This is a genomic window from Pseudomonas mosselii, from assembly GCF_003205295.1.
GTDB classification, from domain to species: Bacteria; Pseudomonadota; Gammaproteobacteria; order Pseudomonadales; family Pseudomonadaceae; genus Aquipseudomonas; species Aquipseudomonas mosselii_B.
On record NZ_QJRP01000027.1, the window covers coordinates 17,873 to 39,769 of the forward strand.

14 protein-coding genes are annotated in these 21,897 nt (G+C 67.3%); 1 reads left to right on the forward strand and 13 read right to left on the reverse strand.

What is annotated here, in order from left to right; genetic code table 11:
- Positions 1-179: 179 nt before the first annotated feature.
- The 13 genes from DMX06_RS20430 to DMX06_RS20495 form a co-directional block, all read right to left on the reverse strand.
- Positions 180-773, reverse strand: a complete 594-nt coding sequence (locus DMX06_RS20430; protein WP_110739077.1) for a glutathione S-transferase — start codon at positions 771-773, stop codon at positions 180-182.
- Entirely contained in the window at positions 770-4,414 is a 3,645-nt protein-coding gene (locus tag DMX06_RS20435; protein WP_110739078.1) for an AAA family ATPase, read from the reverse strand. The genes DMX06_RS20430 and DMX06_RS20435 overlap by 4 nt, the downstream gene beginning before the upstream one ends.
- The gene (locus tag DMX06_RS20440) at positions 4,411-5,649 is read right to left on the reverse strand and encodes an exonuclease SbcCD subunit D C-terminal domain-containing protein (protein ID WP_110739079.1); all 1,239 of its coding nucleotides are present in this window, start codon (positions 5,647-5,649) and stop codon (positions 4,411-4,413) included. Before DMX06_RS20440 ends, DMX06_RS20435 begins: the two co-directional genes overlap by 4 nt.
- Before the next feature lie 95 nt (positions 5,650-5,744).
- Positions 5,745-7,367 (reverse strand): BatD family protein, encoded by a 1,623-nt coding sequence (locus tag DMX06_RS20445; protein WP_110739080.1) that lies wholly within the window; start codon positions 7,365-7,367, stop codon positions 5,745-5,747.
- Positions 7,364-9,082, reverse strand: a complete 1,719-nt coding sequence (locus tag DMX06_RS20450; RefSeq protein ID WP_110739081.1) for a vWA domain-containing protein — start codon at positions 9,080-9,082, stop codon at positions 7,364-7,366. The genes DMX06_RS20445 and DMX06_RS20450 overlap by 4 nt, the downstream gene beginning before the upstream one ends.
- Positions 9,079-10,155, reverse strand: coding sequence for a vWA domain-containing protein (locus tag DMX06_RS20455; protein ID WP_110739082.1), 1,077 nt, complete (start codon positions 10,153-10,155; stop codon positions 9,079-9,081). Before DMX06_RS20455 ends, DMX06_RS20450 begins: the two co-directional genes overlap by 4 nt.
- The gene (locus tag DMX06_RS20460) at positions 10,148-10,642 is read right to left on the reverse strand and encodes a DUF4381 domain-containing protein (RefSeq protein ID WP_110739083.1); all 495 of its coding nucleotides are present in this window, start codon (positions 10,640-10,642) and stop codon (positions 10,148-10,150) included. Before DMX06_RS20460 ends, DMX06_RS20455 begins: the two co-directional genes overlap by 8 nt.
- The gene (locus DMX06_RS20465) at positions 10,639-11,583 is read right to left on the reverse strand and encodes a DUF58 domain-containing protein (protein WP_110739084.1); all 945 of its coding nucleotides are present in this window, start codon (positions 11,581-11,583) and stop codon (positions 10,639-10,641) included. The genes DMX06_RS20460 and DMX06_RS20465 overlap by 4 nt, the downstream gene beginning before the upstream one ends.
- A gap of 4 nt (positions 11,584-11,587) precedes the next feature.
- Positions 11,588-12,547: an AAA family ATPase gene (locus tag DMX06_RS20470; protein WP_050706542.1), complete on the reverse strand. Its 960-nt coding sequence runs from the start codon at positions 12,545-12,547 to the stop codon at positions 11,588-11,590.
- Between the two features lie 229 nt (positions 12,548-12,776).
- Positions 12,777-14,105 carry an MFS transporter gene (locus DMX06_RS20475; RefSeq protein ID WP_110739085.1) on the reverse strand — a complete coding sequence of 443 codons (1,329 nt, stop codon included), beginning with the start codon at positions 14,103-14,105 and terminating at the stop codon, positions 12,777-12,779.
- Between the two features lie 46 nt (positions 14,106-14,151).
- Complete coding sequence (gene lhgO / locus DMX06_RS20480) at positions 14,152-15,345, reverse strand: L-2-hydroxyglutarate oxidase (RefSeq protein ID WP_110739086.1); 1,194 nt, start codon at positions 15,343-15,345, stop codon at positions 14,152-14,154.
- 103 nt (positions 15,346-15,448) lie between these two features.
- Positions 15,449-16,159, reverse strand: coding sequence for a FadR/GntR family transcriptional regulator (locus tag DMX06_RS20485; protein WP_110739103.1), 711 nt, complete (start codon positions 16,157-16,159; stop codon positions 15,449-15,451).
- A gap of 220 nt (positions 16,160-16,379) precedes the next feature.
- A complete protein-coding gene (locus tag DMX06_RS20495; RefSeq protein WP_110739088.1) occupies positions 16,380-16,733 on the reverse strand; it encodes a hypothetical protein in 354 nt (117 codons plus the stop codon).
- Positions 16,734-17,004: 271 nt separating this feature from the next.
- On the opposite strand from DMX06_RS20495, the gene DMX06_RS20500 reads away from it, so the two are divergent.
- The gene (locus tag DMX06_RS20500; RefSeq protein ID WP_110739089.1) at positions 17,005-21,870 is read left to right on the forward strand and encodes an NAD-glutamate dehydrogenase; all 4,866 of its coding nucleotides are present in this window, start codon (positions 17,005-17,007) and stop codon (positions 21,868-21,870) included.
- Positions 21,871-21,897 lie beyond the last annotated feature (27 nt).

Here is a 21,897-nt window from a genome sequence, read left to right on the forward strand (position 1 = left end):
GCCAGGTCGGTTGATTCCAATGTAAAGAACGTGGTGATGCCACATGGCCATATGTTTAAATTTGGCGCTAATTTTTTGACATGCCGGGAGGGTGAATGATGATGTGGCGTATCGCGGCGGTTGTGCTGTTGCTGATGTCTTCGCCGATCCTGGCGATCTGACGTCGCCTCTGGCAGGTGCTACTTCGCCATGATGGCCCTGAACAGCGCTGACTCCAGCCAGCCCTGCAACCAGCTCCGCAACCGCGGATAAGCCGCCTCGGCGAACCATTCGGGTTCGACCCCGGCAAACTGGCGCATCAGGGGCAGCAAGGCGGCGTCGGCCAGGCTTGGGTGAGCGGCCAGCAGGTAGGGCCTGGCTTCGAGCAGGCGTTCCAGCTCGGCCAGCCAGGGCTCGGCCTGGGCGCGGTAGTACGCCCGTGTGTGCTCGGGGTAGCGCTCGGCGTACTTGTACAGGTTCACCTGCGCCTTGAAGGTGCCGTCGTTGCGTGTGATCAGCGTTTCGGCCTGTTGCGCCGCGGCGGGATCGGCCTGCAGGCGCCAATCTTCTGGATCATGTTGGGCGAGCGCCCAGCGCATGATGTCCAGGCTTTCCTCCAGCACCACATCCCCGGTATCGAGCACCGGCACCGTGCCCTTGGGCGACAGTGCCAGTAGCTCGGCAGGCTTTTCCTTCATCTTCACCTCGTGGACCTGCACGTCGCAGCCGGCGTAGCGCAGGGCCAGGCGCGCGCGCATGGCCCAGGGGCAGCGGCGGAACGAGTAGAGGATCACCCGCACACCTCCACGTCGCTCAGGCCATTGCCCTGGCGGCGCACCTGGATCTGCACCGGGATGCGCTCGTGCATCTCCTGCACGTGGGAGATCACCGCCACCTTGCGCCCCTGGGCCTGCAGGCCGTCGAGGGCGTCCATGGCCAGTTGCAGCGACTCGGGGTCGAGGCTGCCGAAGCCTTCGTCGATGAACAGCGATTCGATGCGCAGGGTGCTCGACGCCATGGACGCCAGGCCCAGGGCCAGGGCCAGCGATACCAGGAAGGTCTCGCCGCCCGACAGCGAATGCACCGAACGCAGCTCGTCGCCCATCTCGGTGTCCAGCACCAGCAGGCCCAGGGCACTGCCGCCGCGCTTGAGGCGATAACGCCGGGCCAGCTGGCGCAACTGACTGTTGGCATGGTGCAGCAGTAGGTCGAGGTTGTAGCCCTGGGCGATCTTGCGGAACACATCGCCCGAGGCCGAGCCGATCAACGCATTCAGGCGTGCCCAACGTTGCCATTGCTGGTAGGCCTGGTCGATCTGTTCGGCCAGGGTCTGGCTGGCCTGTTGTCGGCGCTGGTCCTCGGCCTGTTGGGCGCGCAGCTCGGCGCATTGTTGCTCTTGGGTCGCCAGCTGTGCGGCCAGCTCGGCGAGGGCGGTTTCCAGTGCTTCGACGGGCAGTTCGCCATGGGCCAGGGCGGTGTGTTGCTGCAGCCGCTGCTCACGCTCCAGGACCAGCACGCGGCCTTGCTCGACGGCTTTTTCCGCGGCCTGCAGGCGTTGGCGAAGTTCGCTCACCTGGCTGTCGTCGATGGCCAGCAGGCGGTCGAGGCCAGCGTCGTCCAGCTCTGGGTGTTCGCTGCGCCACTGGGCAATTTCGCCCTGCAACTGCTGGTGCTCCTGCTCCAGTGCCTGCTGGCGCTGCTGGTTGGCCTTGAGCTCGCCGGCCAGTTGCACGCCCTGGGTGTGCAGCGCCTGCAGTTGCCGGGCGCTGTCTGCCTCGGCGGCGCGGGCCTGCTCCAGCTGGGTGTCCATGTGCTGCTGCCAGGCTTCGGCGCTGGTCTGTTCACCGAGCAGCTCGCCCAGGGTGGCCTGGGCCTTGTGGCGTTGTTCGTCCAGCACGGCGAGCTTCTGTTGCAGCTGCTGCTGGCTGTGCAGGCGTGCCTGTTGCTGATCGCGCTGTTTGTCCAGCTGGACCTGGCGAGCCTGTTGTTCTTCCAGCTCGTCCTTGCGCAGGTCGAGTTGCTGGCGGCGTTCGGCAATCTGCTGGTCGAGGCCGAGGAACGCATTGGCCGGGTCGTCGCGCAGGGCCTGGAGAATGTCCGGGGGTAGCACGCTTTCGAGGCTTTCGAGGGCCTGCGCGAGTTGTTGCTCGTCGGCGGCCAGGGCCTGGTGCTGTTGGTCGAGGTGGCGCTGGGCCTGTTGCTGGGCTTGGCCTGCGGCCTGCAATTGCTGGGTGAGGCGGGCTGCATCCTTTTGCAGGGCGAGCAGGGCGCCCTGGCGTTTCTCGTCGCGGTCGATCTCGTCGCCGAGGCGGCGCAGCTGACCGTCGAGCCACTTGCCACGGGCGCTGTCGTCCTGCGGCGCCAGCGCTGGCCACAGGGCATGGGCCTGAACCTGCTCGAGCACGGGCTGCAACTGCTCGCCCATTTGCTGTTGTTGCTGCTGGTAATCCTTGAGCTGGGCGTTGACCACGCCCAGCTGGGTGCGCAGTTCCACCAACCTGGTATTGAGCTGTTCGACCTGCCGCTGCGCCGCCGCTTCCTCAGCCTGGTCGTGGCGCCCGAGGCTGTGCAGCAACGCTTCGGGTTGATGGAACGGATGCTCGGCGCTGCCGCATACCGGACAGGGCTCGCCATCGCGCAGCTGGGCGCGCAGTTCCTCGACGCTGGTGTTGCGTGCCATGCGCTGGCGCTCGAGCAACTGGCGGGTGAGGGTCAGCGCCTGCTCGGCGCTTTCCAGTTCGGCCTTGGCCGCCGTGCCTTCGCCAATCAGGTGCTGGCGCTGCTGCATGGCCTGTTGCTGGCGCTCGCGCAGCGCCTCGAGGCCGTTGCGCAGTTCCGTTTCGCGGCCATGCAGGCGCGACAGCTCCTCGACCGCGCGTTGCTGCTTGCGGTTGTCCTGGAGCATGGCGCCGAGCAGGTCGATCTGCTCGGCCAGCGCCTGGGGTTCGGCCCCGGCCTCGCGGAACAGCAGCTCGAAATGCTCGCGCTGGGCTTGCAGCTGGGCGTTGGCCTGGCTGGCCTGGGCCTGCAGGCCGGGCAGCTCTTCGCGGCCCTTGGCCAGGCGGCCGCCGATCAGCATTACTTGCTTGAGTTGCGGCAGGTAGGCCTGCCAGGCGTCGGCCAGGCTGCCGAGCGGTTCGCTTTCGGCCAGCGCGCCGTCGATCCGGGCCAGTTGCTGCAGGCTGCGCTGCTGGTTGTCTTCCAGCTGCTGCAGTTGCTGCTGGGCTGCACCGACTTCCTGTTCGACCTGGGTGCAGGCTTCACGTTGCTCGGCAAGCTCCTTGTCCAGGTGCGCCAGGTCGCCCTGGGCGGCGAACGCCTGGCGCAGGCGCGGGGCGTTTTCGCCGTGCAGGACCTGGTGCTGGACCAGGTGCTGGCGGGCCGTTTCCAGGGCCTGCTGTAGCGCGTCGGTGTGTTGCTGCAGTTCGGTTTGCTGGCGCAGTTGCTGGTCGATATCGGCCAGCACCGGGGCCAGTTGCGCGGCCAGGTGCTGCTGGCGGTGGAACTGGTGGCGCTGGGGCGCCAGGCGCTCCAGGCGTTGCAGGTCGACGCGCTGCTCGGCCAGTTGCTGCCACTGGTGTTCCGCGTTTTGCAGGGCCGTGCCGGCTTCACTGTGCTGGGCCTGCAGGCGCTGCTGTTCGGCAAACCAGGTGCGCTGCTGTTCCAGCTGACGCTGGCGCGTCTGCTCGGCCTTGAACTGCTGCTGGGCCTGTTCCAGTGCCTGGTCGAGGGCGGCGCGGGCTTCGGCCTCCATCGGCAGCAGGTGCTCGGCCTGTTTCTTCAGGTCGTTGTGAACCTCGCCGGTTTCCCGCGCCTTGCTGAAGGCACGTTGGCCCAAGCGGGTGTAGATCGCGGTGTTGGTGAGTTTTTCCAGCAGTTCGCTGCGCTCGCGGTCGTCGGCCTTGAGGAAGGCGCCGAATTCGCTCTGGGCCAGCATCACCGCGCGGGTGAACTGCTCGAAGTTCAGGCCCAGGCGGGCCTCGACCAGTTGCTTGTATTCGTTCTTGCCACTGCCCAGCAGTTGCTCGCTGTCCAGATCGTAGAGGCTCTGGCGGCTGTTCTGCAACTTGCCGGTGGCCTTTTCGCGGGCGCGGTTGGCTTCCCAGCGGGCGCGGTAGCGGCCGCCGTCGATGCCGACGAAATCGACCTCGGCGAAGCCGCTGCCGGTGCCGCGGCGCAGCAGGTTGCGCGGATCCGAGGTGGGGATTTCGCCGTCGGCGTCCGGTACCTTGGCTTCCCGGGCGATGTCGTTCAGGCGCGGCACGCTGCCGAACAGCGCCAGGCACAGGGCGTCGAGCAGGGTGCTCTTGCCGGCGCCGGTGGGCCCGGTGATGGCGAACAGGCCGGCGCTGGCCAGGGGCTCGGCGGTGAAGTCGATATCGACAGGGCCGGCCAGCGAGGCCAGGTTCTTCAGGCGGATGGCGAGGATCTTCATGCCTGCTCCTCCTCTTGCAGGACGTCCTGCAGCAATTCGGCGAAATCGGCCAGGGCCTGTTCGTCGGCGGGGTTGCCGTAGGCTTGCACCCAGGCACGGCCGAACAGGTCCTGCGGGGTCATCTGGGCCAGCTCGATGAAAGCCTGCTCGTCGTCTTCGGCGCGGCCGCTGCCGGCGTATTCGGCGCTGATGCGCACCAGGCGCACGGCCTTGCCTTGCAGGGCGCCTTCGATCTGCTGGCGCAGGTCGGGCTGCGGCTCGTCAAGGCGCACCCGCACCTCCAGCCAGGGCTGGCGGTTGGGATCTTCGAGCAGGTCGATCACCGGCAGTTGCCCGAGCTGTTCGAGCAGTTCGCCCAGTGGAGCCGGGCCGAGCCGCTGCAGGGCCACCGCGCGCGGCACCGGACGCGCCTCGACGCTGACCAGCTCGGCGCCGTCCAGCTCCACTTCGAGGACCTGGTGCGGGTAGTTGATCTCGGCGAACGACAGCGGAATCGGCGCACCGCTGTAGCGGATGCGCTGCTCGCGGTTGACCTTCTGCGGCTTGTGCAGGTGGCCGAGGGCGACATAGCTGATGACCTTGTCGAACAGCCGTGCCGGCAGGGCCTCGGCGTTGCCGATGATCAGGCTGCGCTCGGAGTCCTCCGAGATGCTGCCGCCGGCCATGTGCGCGTGGCTGATGGCGATCAGCGCCTGGTCCTTCTTGCGCTTCTTCTGCGCCGCGGCGATCAGTTGTTCATGGACCTGGGTGATGCCTTGCAGGTAGTCGTCGCCCAGCGCGGGGCCGGTGACTTCGGCCGGACGCAGGAAGGGCAGGGCCAGGCACCAGGCGCCGACCTTGCCACGGGCGTTGGTCAACGGGATCAGCAACCGCTCGGTATCCAGCTGGCCTTCGTCAAGCCAGTGCACCCGGCCCAGGGCGTGGGTGCGCAGGCGGCGCATCAGCGGCGCCGGCAGCTCGATGCGCGAGCCGGAGTCGTGGTTGCCGGCGATCATCACGATATCCAGCTTGGGCTGTTGCTCGTGGGCCTGGACGATGAAGTCGTAGAGGCGCTCCTGGGCTTTGACCGGCGGGTTGACCGTGTCGAAGATGTCGCCGGCGATCAGCAGCGCGTCGGGTTGGCGCAGGCGCAACTGGCCGAGCAGCCAGTCGATGAAGCAGGCGTGTTCGAAGTCGCGTTCCTGGCCATGCAGGCTCTGGCCCAGGTGCCAGTCGGAGGTATGAAACAGACGCATGGAAGATCCGTTGGGTGGGCGGCAGGGGGCTTATGGACAAGGGCGGTATGGTAACTCATCGCGGGGCGTGGGAGCGGGCTTGCCCCGCGATGAGGCTACTTGGGATACAGCGGCGGCAGGCTACCCGCTTCACCCGACGGCGCCAGCACCTGCTCGGCCGACGGAATCGCGCCGATCGCGCGCCACAGCTCGTCGCCGTGCCAGTACTGGCCACTCTCGCTGTACAACGCGCCGTTCAAGCCATCCAGCGCATCCGACAGCGGCACGAAGCGCGCCGCCATCTCGGCCAGGGTTTCCGGCTGCTGCCGGGCCCAGGCGTCCAGTGCCTGACGGGTGGCCTGCGGGTCGTTGGCCTGGCAGGCGCGCTTGAGGTCGTCGAGCAGCGTGCGCGGGCTCGGGCCGACCTGTGCCGCGCGCAGCACCGCCGGTTGCGAGCGGGCCCGCCACCACAGGGTGAAACCGAGCAGGGTGGTCAGGGCCAGGACCAGCGTGGCCAGCTGCCAGGGCCAGAGCAGGCCGGGGCTGATGTTGCTGTCGCCGACCGGGGTGTCGGCACTCAGGGCCGGGTTGTCCTGCACGTTCAGCGTGCGGGCCGGCAGGCTGCTGTGCTCCAGGTGGTCTTCGCGGGTGTTCCACCAGGTCACCTCCAGCGCGGGCAGGGACAGTTCGCCGGCGTGGGTCGGCACCAGCGCCTCGCGTTCCTCGCGGTTGGCGACCATGCCGCGTTCGCCGATCTCGTTGCGCAGCAACGGCTGGTCGGGGTAACGGCGCAGGCCGGCAGCCTCGGTGGCCGGCAGCGGTGGTAACTGAGTGCTCGACAGGCCCTCGGCGCGCACGGTGATGTTGCGCGTCAGCGAGTCGCCAATCTGCGTCGGCTGGTGTTCGGGGTCGGGGTTCCAGTGCTCTTCCAGAGTCAGGCTGCGGGCCGGCAGCCAGGGGCGGTCGGCCGGATAGCCGGCCGGAATCGGCTTGACCGTCAGGCGCAGCGGCAGCGAGCTGACCTGCACCTGGCGGCCGACCCGCGGTGTGCCGGCCGGCTGTTCGCCATTGTCGGCGGCGGTGGCGGTGAAGCGCAGCGGAGGCACTTCAAGGCTGCCGCTCTGTTGCGGATAGATCGCATAGCGGGTCTCGATCACCCCGTGGCGCACGCCGTTGATCTCTTTCTCATAGGTGCGCGACTCGCCCAGCGGGTCGACCTTGGCGTTTTCCAGCTGCAGTGGGCTGAGGCTGCTGTCGTCGTACAGCGCCACCGAATGGTAGATGCGCAGGGTCAGTACGGCCTGGGCCTGGACATAGACCTCGCTGCTGTCCAGGGTGGCTTCGACGAACACTTGCGAGGCCACGTCCGGACGCTGGCTGTCGGCCTGCACCTGCAGCTCGATGGCCTGGCTGCGCGACTGGCCCAGCTGCAGCTCGGGGATGCGCAGGGTGCCGCTGCGCCGGGGCAGCAGGGTGATGATCCAGCGGGTGCTGGCACGGGTTTCGCCGTCCAGGGTGTGCAAGCTATTGAGCTGGCGGGTGCCGCGCACCTCGAAGTCGGGCTCGAGGATGCGCAGGTCGGGCTTGCCGAACTGGGTGACGTCCTGGCTCTCGAGGGTGAGTTCCAGGGTTTCGCCGGCTTCCAGCCGCGTGCGGTCGACGCTGGCCTGCAGGATCGGTTCGGCCTGGGCCGCGAGGCTCCACAACAGGCCTAGGAGAAAGACGCCGAGGCGACTCATCGTGGGGTTTCCTGATGCAATTGCTGTTCGTACCAGAATTTGCGCCGCAGCAGTTCCGCCGGGTTGTCGGGGATCTCCCGCAGCCATTGCTCCAGGGCCTGGCGCTGTTCGGCGTCGAGGCTGGTGGAGAGCGGCCGCTGGGGCGGCTGGGTGAGGTTGTCGTCATCGCCATCGGCGGCGCCGGGCGGGGCCTGGCTGTTGCCCTGGCTGTCGCCATTCTGCTGGTTTTGCGCCTGTTCGTCGTTGCCAGGCGTGCCCTGGGCCTGATTGCTGGTCGAGCTGCTGTTGCCCTCGGTCTCGTTGCCGGGCGTGCCTTGGGCATCGGCGTTGTTCGACTGTGCATCGGCCTTGGCCTGGCGCTGTTGCAACAATTGCTGGACCAGGGCCTGATTGTCCAGTGCTGCCTTCAGGTCGGGCTGGCGCTCCAGCGCCTGCTCATAGGCGTCCAGCGCCGCCTCCAGCTCGCCGGCACGGGCCAGGGCGTTGCCCCGGTTGTAGTGCGCGGTCGCCGTGCCGGCCTGGGCGAACGCGGCAGCGGCGCCTTCGAAGTCGCCGGCCTGGTACAGGGCCATGCCACGCCATTGGCTGTCCTCGAAGTGCCGGGCCGCCTCGGCGGGGCGTTGCCGCTCCAGCAGGCGCTGGCCCTGCTGGTCGGGGCGCAGCCACAGGTCGTTGAGCTCGAAGGCCTGGCTCGGTTGCGGCAAGGCCAGCAGCAGCGGCAGGCAGAACAGCCAGCCACGCCGGCCGGCGCAGGCGGCGAGCAGCAGCAGGGGCAACAGCAGCCAGTAGCCCTGGTCGGCCCAACTGTCCAGCTGCAGGGTCTGGCCATCGTTGTGCAGCAGTCGCGGGTTGTCGAACAGGCCCAGGCCGCGCAGGTCGAGGTCGTCGATGCGGGCATGGCGGTAGCGGCCGCCGGTCGAGCCGATGAAGCTCTTCAGCGAGGCGCTGTCCAGGCGTGGCAGGAGGATACCGCCCTGGTCGTCCTTCAGGTACTCGCCATTGGCCTTGCGCACCGGCGCCCCCTCGGCGCTGCCGACGCCCAGCATCAGCAGGCTCGGGCCCTGGCGCCCGAGGGCCTGGCGAATACCTTCGCGCTCCGGTTCACTCAGTGAGGAGCCGATCAGCAGCAGGCGGCCCTGGCCGAGGCCACTCTGGGCGAGCAGGGCCAGGCCCTTGTGCACGGCGAGGTCGGCGCGCTGGCCGGGCTGCGGCATGATCGACGGATCGATGGCCTCGAGCAGGTTGCGCGTGGTGCCCAGGTCATCGGACAGCGGCACCAGGGTGTGGGCGGAGCCTGCGTAGACGATTAGCGCGGTCTGGCTGTCGCGGCGGTGCTCGAGCAGGTCGAGGACCTTGCGCCGGGCCTGTTCCAGGCGATTCGGCGCGCTGTCCTCGGCGAGCATCTGCGGCGTCAGCTCGAGCAGGATTACCAGTGGGTCGGCCGGGCGCTGGCGGGTTTCCTCCAGGCGCTGCCAGCTGGGCCCGAGCAGGGCCAGGACGATCAGCAGCCAGGCCAGGCCCAGGGCGATCCACGGCAGCTTGCTGTTGCTGCCGCTGCCGCCGCCGAGCAAGACCGCGTGGAACGGTTGCGGCAGGATCAGCTGCCAGCGCCCGGCGCGCTTGCGCCGGTGCCAGAGCTTGAACAGCAGCCAGCCAAGCAGAGGGATCACCAGCAGCCAGAGCGGGCGCAGCCATTGGGGCCAGAGTTCGATCATCGCCGCCTCCTCAGGCGCAGGCGCTTGAGGCGCTGGCGCCATTCCGGGTGGGGCTGCAGGAAGCGTGGCTTGCGCAGCAGGCGTTGCAGCAGGTTGTCCGGCCACTGCACGGCCACCACCAGCAGCATGCTGAGCAACAGCGCCAGGGCCAGTGGCCAGGCATACAGTTCGTGGGCGGTGCGCGCCTGGGTCGGCTGCTGGGCCACCGGTTCCAGCTGGTCGAGGGTGTCGCCGATGGCACCCAGCTCGGCGCCGTCGTGGGCGCGGAAGTAGCTGCCGTGGGTGATCTCGGCGATCTCCTTGAGCGAGGCTTCGTCCAGGTCCAGGCTCGGGTTCAGCCCAAGCAGGCCCGGCGTGCCGCTGGCCTCGGGGTTGGCGCCGATGCCGATGGTGTAGATGCGCACGCCTTCCTGGGCGGCCAGGCGGGCGGCGGTCAGCGGGTGGATCTGCCCGCCGTTGTTGGCGCCGTCGGTGATCAGGATCAGCACCCGGCTCTGCGCCGGGCGCTGGCGCAGGCGCTTGACCGCCAGGCCGATGGCGTCACCGATGGCGGTGTTCTTGCCGGCGATGCCGATCTGCGCCTCGTCGAGGAAGGTGCGCACGGTGCGTCGGTCGAAGGTCAGCGGGGCTTGCAGGTAGGCCTGGCTGCCGAACAGGATCAGGCCGACGCGGTCGCCCTGGCGATCCTGGAGAAAGTCACCCATCAGCGCCTTGACCAGGTCCAGGCGGCTGATCTCGTCGTCCTTCCACTGCATGTCAGGGAAGTCCATCGACCCCGACACGTCCACCGCCACCAGCAGGTCACGGCCGCTGGCCGACACCGGCAGCGGATCGCCCAGCCACTGCGGGCGGGCGGCGGCGAGCAACAGCAACAGCCAGATCAGGATGAACGGTGCTTGCTGGCGCCAGGTCGGCAGGTTCAAGCGTGCGCGGCGCCCGGCCAGGCCTTCGAGTTCATCAAGGAAGCCCACCTTGAGCACCGGCTCGCCGCTGTCGGCGGCGGGCAGCGCCAGGCGCGCCAGCCAGGGCAGCGGCAACAGCAGGAAGATCAACGGCCAGGCCAGTTCAAACATGCTTGCGGATCCAGGTGTCGACTGCCTGGGCGAGCCCGACGATAGCCTTGTCGTCGAGCTTGCACTCGGGCTTGTAGGTGCCTTCGACCAGCACCATCCAGCGGGTCAGGCCGGCGGCCGGGCAGCGGTTGTCGAGAAACGCCAGCCATTGCCGGCCGCTGAGGGTGTGGCTGTTGGCGCCGGGGTACTGGTTGCGGCACAGGCGTTTGAGCAGGGCGTTGATCTGCTGCAGCCAGGCGCCGGCCGGCGCGCCGTCGTAGGGGCGCGGCAGGCGTGCCAGCTCGGCCAGGGCCTCGACACGGATCGGGTCCAGCGGCAGTTCGGCGCGCACCACCTTGCGCTTGCCCGGGCGCCAGTGGCGCAGGCGCCAGGCACCCCAGCCGAACAGCGGCAGCAGGGCCAGCAGCAGCCACCAGCCGGGCGCGGGCGGCCACAGGCCGATGGCCGGCGGCGCGATCAGCGGCTGCAGTTGGTCCAGCGGGTTCATCGGGCGCCCCCGGGGCGCTGCGCATTCAAGTATTCGCGCAGTTGCTCGATCATTTCGCTCTGGGTGCTCAATGGCATCAGCACCACCCGCAGTTTCTGCGCCAGCAGTTCCCAGCGCTCGATGCGCGCCTCGGCCTGCTGGCGGTAGGCCTGGCGTAGGTTGGCATCCAGCGTGTCGAGTTCCAGTTGCGCGCCGCGTTGGGCGAAACGCAGCAGGCCGGCGGCGGGCAGGGCATGGTCGAGGGGGTCGCTGACTGGCATCAGCAGCACGTCGCAGTGCCGTGAGAGCATGGCCAGGTGCTGCTCGACGCTGGCGCTCAGGGCGCGCTCGTCGCAGATGACGATGGCCAGGCTGCCCGGGCGCAGCACCTCGCGCGCCCGGCGCAGGGCCAGGCCCAGGCTGTCAGGCTGCGGCACGGCCTCGGTGTGCAGGGCCTGGTTGACCTTGGCCAGGCGGTTGAGCAGTTGCAGCAGGCTCTGCTTGCTGCGTCGTGGCTTGATCTCATGAGGCTCGCTGTCGCCGAACACCAGCCCGCCGATGCGGTCGTTGTGGCCCAGCGCCGCCCAGCCGAACAGGGCCGCGGCCTGGGCCGCCAGCACCGATTTGAACACCAGTCCGGAGCCGAAGAACAGCCGCTGGCTCTGTTCGACCATGATGAAGATCGGCCGCTCGCGCTCTTCGTGGAAAAGCTTGGTGTGCGGCTCCTGGGTGCGCGCGGTGACGCGCCAGTCGATATTGCGCACATCGTCGCCGGCCTGGTAGACCCGCACCTGGTCGAAGTCCACGCCGCGGCCACGCAGCTTGGAGTGGTGCAGGCCCACCAACGGGCTGCGCTGGCCGGGCCGGGAAAACAGCTGGATCTCGCGCACGCGGTGGCGCATGTCGATCAGGTCGGCCAGGCCGATGCGGATGCCGGGTTCGACCAGCTGTGCGGTGGGCATGGGATCAGGCGACGGCGACGACGTCGAGGATGCGCTGGACCACGCGGTCCTGGTCGACCCCGGCTGCCTCGGCCTCGAACGAGAGGATGATGCGGTGGCGCAGCACGTCGAACAGCACCGCCTGGATATCCTCGGGGCTGACGAAGTCGCGCCCGGCCAGCCAGGCGTGGGCGCGCGCGCAACGGTCCAGGGCGATCGAGCCGCGGGGGCTTGCGCCGTAGGCGATCCAGTCGGCCAGCTCGCTGTCGAACTTGGCCGGGGTGCGGGTGGCCATGACCAGCTGCACCAGGTACTCCTCCACCGCATCGGCCATGTACAGGCCGAGGATTTCCTTGCGGGCGGCGAAGATCGCCTGCTGGCTGACCCGGCGCTCGGGCTTCACTTCGCCGCCCAGGGCTTCACCGCGGGCCTGCAGGAGAATGCGCCGCTCGACGGTGGCATCGGGGAAACCGATCTTCACGTGCATCAGGAACCGGTCGAGCTGGGCCTCGGGCAACGGGTAGGTGCCTTCCTGCTCGATCGGGTTCTGCGTGGCCATTACCAGGAACAGCGGCGACAGCTCGTAGGTGCTGCGCCCAACGCTGACCTGGCGCTCGGCCATGGCTTCGAGCAGCGCCGACTGCACCTTGGCCGGTGCGCGGTTGATTTCGTCGGCCAGTACCAGGTTGTGGAAGATCGGTCCTTGCTGGAACACGAAGCTGCCGGTTTCCGGGCGGTAGATCTCGGTGCCGGTGATGTCGGCCGGGAGCAGGTCGGGGGTGAACTGGATACGATGGAATTGCGCCTCGATACCCTCGGCAAGCTCCTTGATGGCCTTGGTCTTGGCCAGCCCCGGGGCGCCCTCGACCAGCATGTGGCCGTCGGCCAGGAGCACGATCAGCAGGCGCTCGACCAATTTTTCCTGGCCGAGGATCTGGGAGGAGAGAAAGGTGCGCAGCGCGATCAGCGCTTCACGGTGTTCCATCGTTGGCGGTTCCTGGGGATGGGCCCTGGCGCGCTGGGAGCGCTTGCCGGGCGAGGGGTGATACTTTAATCCATCCGGGGGGGTGGCGACCAATGGCGGTTTGCAAAAATCGTGTAAAGGGTCGAGGTGCTCCGTTCATCCTGCCTTGCTCCCGTGAGGACCTCGCTGCAGGGGCCATCCTGGGGCCCAGCGCTTGACGGGCATCCATGCCCGTCACCTCCCTGCGCTGTTAGTTCTTCGCCTTCGAATGCCGCCAGCCCTGGTCAAGGAACGCAAACACCACCACCAGCACTCCGGCCACCGCGAGGATCAGCGCCACGCCATCGGTGGAGTGTGTCGCCGACCCGGCCACCAGCGCCAGCCCGCCCAGCGGCGCCAGGCCGCCGGCCACGGCGGTGCCGACCTCGCGCCCGGTACCGAACCCCGACGAGCGGGTCTGGGTCGGAAACTGCCGGCTGAGGAACGAACCTTGCGGGGCAAACATCATTGGCGCCAGGACCCCGGTGCCCACGGCAATGGCCAGGTAGATCATCATCGGCTCGCCAGTCGACAACAGTTGCAGGAACGGGAAGGCGAACAGTGCCGACAGCAGCCCGCCGAGCATCAGCACGGTCTTGCTGCTCCACTTGTCGCACAGCCAGCCGAAGAACGGCACGGCAAAGATCGCCACCAGGCTGGCCAGGGTCACCGACAGCGAGGTGACATGCGCCTCGACGCCCTTGAACTGGGTCAGGTAGGCCAGCGAGAAGGTCTTGAAGATATAGCTCAGGGCGTTGTAGCCCACGGCCACGAAGAACACCACGGCCAGGCCCTTGAGGTCGTTCTTGAACAGCAGCTTGAGCGGCGACACCTGCGGCTTGTCGTCGGCCTTGTCCAGCTCCTTGAAGTCCGGGGTCTCGGGGATGCTCTTGCGCACCCACAGGCCCACGGCCACCAGGGCGATGCTGGCGATGAACGGGATGCGCCAGCCGCCGGCGAGGAGGAACTCATTGCCGTTCATGGTCAGCAGGTAAACGGTCAGCGAGGATAGCAGCAGGCCCAGGTTCAGCCCCAGCGCCGGCCAGGCGCCCTGGCTGCCGCGCTTGCCCTCGCTGGCGTGCTCGTAGGAGGTCACCGCCGCGCCGGACAGTTCGGCGCCAGCGCCCAGGCCCTGGATGATGCGGATGATCACCAGCAGGATCGGCGCCCAGATGCCGATGGTGGCGTAGCCGGGGATCAGGCCGATCAGCATGGTGCACAGGCCCATCATGCAGAAGGTGATCACCAGCACGTGCTTGCGTCCGAAACGATCGCCCAGGTAGCCGAACAGCACGCCGCCGAAGGGGCGGGCGATAAAGCCGATGGCGAAAGTGGAGAACGCCAGCAGCGAGGCCACCGCCGGGTTGCTCGGGTCGAAGAAGATCTTCGAGAAGACGATCGCCGCCATGGTCGCGTAGAGGTAGAAGTCGTACCACTCCAGCATCGAGCCGAAGATGGTCGCCGCCGCCACCTTGCGCAGGCGCTTGCGTTGCTGTTCGGGGGTTTCGGGCGCGGTCGGGGCCGCCTCGTATACCGACATAGGGGTTTTCCTTGTTGTCTTTGTAATTGTGGATGCAGCGGGTGGATCAGCGGGCCTCGAGAATCCTCTGGGCGATCATCTGGCCGATGGGGATGGCCGAGGTGGCGGCGGGCGATGGTGCGTTGCATACGTGCACCATGCGCGGGGTCTCGGCGAACAGGAAGTCGTGCACCAGGGTGCCGTCGCGCATCACCGCCTGGGCGCGGATGCCGGCCTCATAGGGCAGCAGGTCCTCGACTTCGAGGGACGGGCAATACTTGCGGCACTGCTCGAGGTAGCCGCGCTTGAACAGTGAGTTCTTCATCTCGGCGGTGCCGGAACCGAGGTTGTTCCAGATGGTTTTCCAGAAGCCGGGGAAGCGCGCGTACTCGGCGACATCGCGCCAGTTCACCGAGAACTTGCGGTAGTTCTCCCGGCCAAAGCCGAGCACCGCGTTGGGCCCGACGGTGACGCTGCCGTCGATCATCCGCGTCAGGTGTACGCCGAGAAACGGCAGTTCCGGGTCGGGAATCGGGTAGATCAGGTGGTTGACGATCTGGTTCTTGCTCGCCGGCAGGCGGTAGTACTCGCCGCGGAAAGGGATGATCTGATGGTCGATCTTCACCCCTGCCAGACGCGCCAGGCGGTCGGACTGCAGGCCGGCGCAGGCCACCAGCTGACGGGCACGCCAGGCGTTGCCGTCGGCACTGATCGCGACGTGGTCGCCATGTTCCTGGATGGCGCGCACGGTGGTGGACAGACGCAGTTCGCCACCGGCCTGGCGGATCACCTTGGCCATGGCCTCGCACACCTGCTGGTAGTCGACGATGCCGGTGGCATCGAGGAACAATGCGCCCTTGCCGACGATGTTCGGCTCCCGCTCGCGCAGGGCACCGGCATCCAGGCGCTCGACCTTCAGGCCGTTCTGCTGCGAGCGCTCGTACAGCGCCTGCATGCGCTGCACCTCCAGGTCGTTGGAAGCCACCAGCAGCTTGCCGCAGACCTCGAAGGCGATGCCGTGCGCGCTGCAGAAGTCCTTGGTGGCCTGGGCGCCGCGCTTGCACAGGTCGGCCTTGAGGCTGCCGGGCGCGTAGTAGATGCCGGCATGGATCACGCCGCTGTTGTGGCCGGTCTGGTGGCGGCCGAGGCTGGCCTCCTTTTCCAGGATCAGCAACGAAGCGCCGGGGCGCCGTTCGAGCAGGGCCATCGCGGTGGCGAGGCCGACGATGCCGCCGCCGATGATGCAATAGTCGTAGGTCATGCAGGGTACCTTGGTATTCTTGTCGGTGAATCTGCTTATCAGGTTGTCAGACTAAGTAGTGCGCGTGAAGGCCTTGCCAGGTTCGCGATGGGGTTCTCCAGGATCAGTCGAGGTCGGGAAGGTCGAGTTTCAGGCGCTTGGCCGAGGCGCGCAGGTGGGCTTCGGCGCAGCCGGCAGCCGCCAGGCGGTCGCCGTCGGCGATGGCCTGGTACAGCGCCCGGTGCTCGCGCAGGGCATCGGCCGAACCGCCCACCGCAGGGGTGGCGGAGTTTTCCCAGGCGGTACGGCGCGCGGCAGCCAGCTGGCCACCAAGGAAATCGTGGAAGGCGACGAAGTAGTCGTTCTTGCTGGCTTCGGCGATGGCGCGGTGAAAGGCCACATCGGCGGCCGAGGCGCTGGCAAAGTCGCTGCGCGGGTCTTCCATGGTGCCCAGGGCTGCGGCCATGCGCTCGAGGTCGTCGGCGTCGCGGCGGCGGGCGGCGATAGCGGCGGCCTGGGTCTCGATCCACAGGCGCATCTCGAACATCTGCACCAGGTCCGGCTTGCGCCCCTGGCTGCCGGGGAAGCGGAACACCGTGCCGCTGGGCGTCTGCGAGATGTACGAGCCGAGCCCGCGGCGGGCGATCAGCACCCCGTCGGCCTTGAGCTGCGCCACGGCCTCGCGCACCACCGAGCGGCTGACATTGAGCTGTTCAGCCAGTTGCTGTTCGGTGGGCAGGCGCGATTCGGCAGCCAGGCGGCCGGAATCGATCTCGGCGCGGATGGCGCTGACGACCCGGTCGACGAGGGTGTCGGGGCGCTGGAGCTCTAGCATGGACATGGATGTTCTTATAGGTCAGGTTGTCAGACAATGCCTGTTCCGATAGTGGCCTGTCAATGTCCTGAAGGCTTGCGCGGTCCCTGTAGGAGCGGCCTTGTGTCGCGAAAGGGGTGCGAAGCAGCCCCGGGATATCAGCACCAAGGCAAAGATTGCCGGGGCCGCTATGCGGCCCTTTCGCGACACAAGGCCGCTCCTACACGGGCGATGTAACGGCTCAGATTTCGGACACGAACGTCCCGGTGCCGGCAAGGATGTTCTGCAAGGTTTCCTTCACTTCCTCCATGTCGGTCCCGGCGCTGGTCAGGATGATCTCCAGTTCCTCGTCCCCCTTCAACGCATCACGATCCCCAGCCGCCACCTCGATCAGCAGCCGCTGCGCACTCAGGGTCACCTTCAGCCCGTCCAGCGTCGACGGCTCGTCATCCAGGGTCAGGTCGACGGTGTCCTCGTCCGGATAACGGGTCAGCAGGAACATCTGGCCCTTGTCGCTGTGGCAGCACAGGGTCGCCATGTTGTCTTCCTCGTCGTCGCAGGGAGTGGCGAAGAGCAGGGCGGTTTTCAGTTGCATGGGCGGCTCGGGTCAATGGCAAGGGAAAGGAATTCTGACAGCCTTGGCGGCCGCGATAAACGTAAAGTTACCGCGCATTGACCGAAATTGTCGCAGCGCTGCAAGCCGCGGTGACCGTTCAGTCGTTAAGCTCCCCAGTCGGTGGACATGACGCTCGTGTCCAACGCCTGGTTTTACCGTCCGGCTTGCCGCGGGTTGGCTATCGTTGATCCGTACCCGGCGGACGTATGCGACGCTTCACCTATAACAAAGCCCAAGCGGAGTACCACAGATGGCGTTTTTCACCGCAGCCAGCAAAGCCGACTTCCAGCATCAACTGCAGGTGGCCCTGGCGCAGCACATCAGCGAACAGTCCCTGCCACAAGTGGCGCTGTTCGCCGAGCAGTTCTTCGGCATCATCTCTCTGGACGAACTCACCCAGCGCAGGCTGTCGGACCTGGCCGGCTGCACGCTGTCCGCCTGGCGCATCATCGAGCGCTTCGACCCCGAACACCCGCAGGTGCGGGTCTACAACCCCGATTACGAACGCCACGGCTGGCAATCGACCCACACCGTGGTCGAGGTGCTGCACCATGACCTGCCGTTCCTGGTCGACTCGGTGCGCACCGAGCTCAACCGCCGCGGCTACAGCATCCACACCCTGCAGACCACCGTGCTCAGCGTGCGCCGCGGCGCCAAGGGCGAGCTGGTCGAGCTGCTGCCCAAGGGCACTCAGGGCGAGGGCGTCAGCCATGAGTCGCTGATGTACCTGGAGATCGACCGCTGCGCCAATGCCGCCGAGCTCAACACCCTGAGCATGGAGCTGGAACAGGTGCTGGCCGAAGTGCGCGGCGTGGTCGCCGACTTCGAGCCGATGAAAGCCAAGATCCGCGAGCTGCTGGAACTGGTGGAGCAGAACGCCTTCGGCCCGGCGCAGAACGACAAGGCCGAGGTCAAGAGCTTCCTGTCGTGGCTGCTGGACAACCACTTCACCTTCCTCGGCTACGAAGAGTTCACCGTCGAGTCCGACACCGACGGCGGTCATTTGGTCTATGACGAGGCCTCGTTCCTCGGTCTGGCCCGCCTGCTGCGCGCAGGCCTGGGCGCCGACGACCTGCGCATCGAGGACTACGCCGTCGCCTACCTGCGTGAGCCGCGCCTGCTGTCGTTCGCCAAGGCCTCGCAGCCGAGCCGCGTGCACCGCCCGGCGTACCCGGACTACGTGTCGATCCGTCAGATCGACCAGGATGGCAAGGTCATCAAGGAATGCCGCTTCATGGGCCTGTACACCTCGTCGGTGTACGGCGAGAGCGTGCACACCATCCCGTACATCCGTGGCAAGGTCGCCGAAGTCGAGCGCCGCTCCAACTTCGACCCCAAGGCCCACCTGGGCAAGGAGCTGGCTCAGGTCCTCGAGGTGCTGCCGCGCGACGACCTGTTCCAGACGCCGGTCGACGAACTGCTCAGCACCGTCATGTCGATCGTGCAGATCCAGGAGCGCAACAAGATTCGCGTGTTCCTGCGCAAGGATCCGTACGGCCGCTTCTGCTACTGCCTGGCCTACGTGCCACGCGAGATCTACTCCACCGAGGTGCGGCAGAAGATCCAGCAGGTGCTGATGGAGCGCCTGAAGGCTACCGACTGCGAGTTCTGGACCTTCTTCTCCGAATCGGTGCTGGCCCGCGTGCAGCTGATCCTGCGGGTGGACCCGAAGAACCGCATCGACATCGATCCGCAGCAGCTGGAAAACGAAGTGATCCAGGCCTGCCGTTCGTGGCAGGACGACTTCTCGGCGCTGGTGGTGGAGAACTTCGGCGAGGCCCACGGCACCAACATCCTGGCCGACTTCCCGAAAGGCTTCCCGGCCGGCTACCGCGAGCGCTTCGCCGCGCACTCGGCGGTGGTCGACATGCAGCATGTGCTGAACCTGTCGGAAGCCAAGCCGCTGGCCATGAGCTTCTACCAGCCGCTGACCCAGCTGGGTGAGCGCCAGCTGCACTGCAAGCTGTACCACGCCGATACGCCGCTGGCGCTGTCGGACGTACTGCCGATCCTGGAAAACCTTGGCCTGCGCGTGCTCGGCGAGTTCCCGTACCGCCTGCGCCACGCAAGTGGTCGCGAGTTCTGGATCCACGACTTCGCCTTCACCTACAGCGAAGGCCTCAATCTTGATATCCAGCAGCTCAACGATACCTTCCAGGACGCCTTCGTCCATATCGTCAAGGGCGACGCCGAGAACGACGCCTTCAACCGCCTGGTGCTGACCGCCGGCCTGCCGTGGCGCGACGTGGCGCTGCTGCGCGCCTACGCCCGCTACCTCAAGCAGATTCGCCTGGGCTTCGACCTGGGCTACATCGCCAGCACCCTGAACAACCACACCGACATCGCCCGCGAGCTGACCCGGTTGTTCAAGACCCGCTTCTACCTGGCGCGCAAGCTGACCCAGGAGGATCTGGACGACAAGCAGCAGCGTCTGGAGCAGGCGATCCTCAGCGCCCTGGACGAGGTCCAGGTGCTCAACGAGGACCGCATCCTGCGCCGCTACCTGGACCTGATCAAGGCCACCCTGCGCACCAACTTCTACCAGCCGGACGCCAACGGCCAGAACAAGTCGTACTTCAGCTTCAAGTTCAACCCCAAGCTGATCCCCGAGCTGCCGAAACCGGTGCCGAAATTCGAGATCTTCGTTTATTCGCCACGGGTCGAAGGCGTGCACCTGCGCTTCGGCAACGTCGCCCGCGGCGGCCTGCGCTGGTCAGACCGCGAAGAGGACTTCCGCACCGAAGTGCTCGGCCTGGTCAAGGCCCAGCAGGTGAAGAACTCGGTGATCGTGCCGGTGGGCGCCAAGGGCGGCTTCCTGCCGCGACGCCTGCCGCTGGGCGGCAGCCGTGACGAGATCGCCGCCGAAGGCGTGGCGTGCTACCGCATCTTCATTTCCGGCCTGCTCGACATCACCGACAACCTCAAGGACGGTGGCGTGGTCCCGCCGGCCAACGTGGTGCGTCACGATGACGACGATCCGTACCTGGTGGTGGCGGCCGACAAGGGCACCGCGACCTTCTCCGACATCGCCAACGGCATCGCCATCGACTACGGCTTCTGGCTGGGCGACGCCTTCGCCTCCGGCGGCTCGGCCGGCTACGACCACAAGAAGATGGGCATCACCGCCCGTGGCGCCTGGGTCGGCGTGCAGCGTCACTTCCGCGAGCGCGGCATCAACGTGCAGGAAGACCCGATCACCGTGGTCGGGGTCGGCGACATGGCCGGCGACGTGTTCGGCAACGGCCTGCTGATGTCCGACAAGCTGCAACTGGTGGCCGCGTTCAACCACCTGCACATCTTCATCGATCCGAATCCGGATCCGGCCACCAGCTTCGTCGAGCGCAAGCGCCTGTTCGACCTGCCGCGCTCGGCCTGGAGCGACTACGACACCGGCATCATGTCTGAAGGCGGCGGGATCTTCCCGCGCAGTGCCAAGAGCATCGCCATCAGCCCGCAGATGAAAGAGCGCTTTGCCATCGAGGCCGATCGCCTGACCCCGACCGAACTGTTGCACGCGCTGCTGCAGGCGCCGGTGGACCTGCTGTGGAACGGCGGTATCGGCACCTACGTCAAGGCCAGCAGCGAAAGCCACGCCGATGTCGGCGACAAGGCCAACGACGCCCTGCGCGTCAACGGCAACGAGCTGCGCTGCAAGGTGGTGGGCGAGGGCGGCAACCTGGGCATGACCCAGCTCGGCCGGGTCGAGTTCGGCCTCAACGGCGGCGCCACCAACACCGACTTCATCGACAACGCCGGCGGCGTGGACTGCTCCGACCACGAGGTCAACATCAAGATCCTGCTCAACGAGGTGGTGCAGGGGGGCGACATGACCGAGAAGCAGCGCAACCAGCTGCTGGGCAGCATGACCGACGAAGTCGCGGGGCTGGTGCTGGGCAACAACTACAAGCAGACGCAAGCGCTGTCGCTGGCTGCCCGCCGCGCTCGCGAGCGGATCGCCGAGTACAAGCGCCTGATGGCCGACCTCGAGGCCCGTGGCAAGCTGGACCGCGCCATCGAGTTCCTGCCCACCGAGGAGCAGCTGGCCGAACGCCTGGCCGCAGGCCAGGGCCTGACCCGCGCCGAGCTGTCGGTGCTGATCTCGTACAGCAAGATCGACCTCAAGGAGCAGTTGCTCAAGTCGCTGGTGCCGGACGACGACTACCTGACCCGCGACATGGAAACCGCGTTCCCGCCGTCGCTGGTGAGCAAGTTCGCCGACTCGATGCGCCGTCACCGCCTGAAACGCGAGATCGTCAGCACCCAGATCGCCAACGACCTGGTCAACAACATGGGCATCACCTTCGTCCAGCGCCTGAAGGAGTCCACCGGCATGAGCCCGGCCAACGTCGCCGGCGCCTACGTGATCGTGCGTGACATCTTCCACCTGCCGCACTGGTTCCGTCAGATCGAGGCCCTGGACTACCAGGTCCCGGCCGAGATCCAGCTGACCCTGATGGACGAGCTGATGCGCCTGGGCCGTCGTGCCACCCGCTGGTTCCTGCGCAGCCGCCGTAACGAGCAGGATGCGGGCCGCGACGTCGCCCACTTCGGGCCGGTGCTCGCGCAGTTGGGGCTCAAGCTCGACGAGCTGCTGGAAGGCCCGACCCGCGAGCGCTGGATGGTGCGCTACCAGGGCTTCGTCGAGGCCGGTGTGCCGGAGCTGCTGGCGCGCATGGTCGCCGGCACCACGCACTTGTACACCCTGTTGCCGATCATCGAAGCGTCCGACGTGACCGGGCATGATCCTGCGCAAGTGGCCAAGGCGTTCTTTGCCGTGGGCAGCTCGCTGGACCTGACCTGGTACCTGCAGGAGATCAGCAACCTGCCGGTGGAGAACAACTGGCAGGCCCTGGCCCGCGAGGCGTTCCGCGACGACATCGACCTGCAGCAGCGGGCGATCACCATCTCCGTGCTGCAGATGGCCGACGCGCCGCAAGACATGGATGCCCGCGTGGCCTTGTGGTGCGAGCAGCACCGGGTGATGGTCGAGCGCTGGCGCGCCATGCTCGACGACCTGCGCAACGCCACCGGTACCGACTATGCGATGTACGCGGTGGCCAACCGCGAGTTGGTCGACCTGGCGATGAGCGGGCAGGCGGCGGTGATTCCGTCCTGAGCCTTGCGTTGAGGTAAAAGAAAGCCC